General features: G+C 51.3%; 1 protein-coding gene. It reads left to right on the forward strand.

The features are described from left to right. A partial coding sequence (locus DWX76_RS13785; RefSeq protein WP_243022594.1) for an aminopeptidase occupies positions 1 to 557 on the forward strand: 557 nt, incomplete at both ends.

Consider the following 557-nt stretch of genomic DNA (forward strand, 5'->3'; position numbering starts at 1 on the left):
GAGAAGCTGCAGGCGATCTGGAGAGGTCATAAGATGGCTCACATCACCACACCGGCTGGTACCGACCTGTACATGGAAATGAATCAGATGGAGCCGATCATCGAGTGTGGTATCGCGAGAAATCCGGGCGATGCAATGGCATGGTCTGACGGCGAGGTTTCCTTAGGACCGGTGATCGACACAACCCATGGCAAACTGGTAATTGATGGACCTATCTGCTACTATGGATGCCCGACCACACCGGTTGAGTTAAGGATCGAAAAAGGACGTATCGTAGAGGTAGTTGGCGGCGATCCGAAGATTTGTAAAGAAATCCGCCGTCAGATCGCAGAAGTTAAAGATTCCGACAACATCGCAGAGATCGGACTTGGACTTAACCCGGCTTGTATGTTCAACGGAGACTTTGAGGAAGAGAAGAAGGCAAGAGGAACCTGCCACATCGCAATGGGCAACGGCTTCTACTATGGACAGCCGGCACGCTCGACCGTACATATCGACATGGTACAGTACAATCCGACCGTTATCTTCGACGAGGGAACACCAGAAGAGGTTCTGAT

This window comes from Clostridium sp. AF21-20LB (assembly GCF_003478795.1).
Classification (GTDB): domain Bacteria; phylum Bacillota; class Clostridia; order Lachnospirales; family Lachnospiraceae; genus Otoolea; species Otoolea fessa.